Source organism: Paenibacillus sp. FW101-FHT12H11, from assembly GCF_058790355.1.
In genome coordinates, this window is record NZ_JBYTCO010000036.1 from 1 (window position 1) to 569 (window position 569).

Below are 569 nucleotides of genomic sequence, written 5' to 3' on the forward strand. Positions count from 1 at the left end.
TTTTCACCTGTGAACTTCGCTGTTGCCGTTCCAAGGCTGTCGGCATCCAGGCCGGACAATGTCGCGGTGTATTCGCCCGCTTTAATCGTTGTATCGGTCAACGTTAATGTCGCCGATTTTTTATCATCAGCAAATTTGGTTGTGGTTGCTACATCAACCGTCCCTTGTTTCAAGGACAACGTTGCTTTATCAGTATCCACCGGTTTGTTAAAGTTCACCGTTACGGTTTGAACACCTGTTGCTTTTGCGCTCGTTACGGATACTTTACCAGCTGGTACATATTGTTGTTTCGCTTCATAAGCACCTGTCAAAAGCAGATCGCGCGTTGCGTTCGCCATACCGCCGAATGTACCATCTTCGCCATTGGAAAGAAGTTTCAATTCAAGCGCTAGAGCCACATAACCTTGTGCCCAACCGGATACAGTGGTATCTGTACCTGTTTTGCCTTTTGCTGCTTCGTCTTGCCCAAGAACACGAACCAAGAATGTAGCCAGTTGTTCTTTTGTTACTTTACCCGCTGGGTTGTATTGGCCTTCGGCATAACCATCCGTTACGCCAGCTGTTTTCAA

The 569-nt window shown here is 47.1% G+C and carries 1 protein-coding gene; it reads right to left on the reverse strand.

The genetic code is table 11. The features are described 5' to 3' along the window. On the reverse strand, positions 1 to 569 hold a 569-nt coding region (locus AC3WTJ_RS37960; protein ID WP_492526933.1), incomplete at both ends, for an S-layer homology domain-containing protein.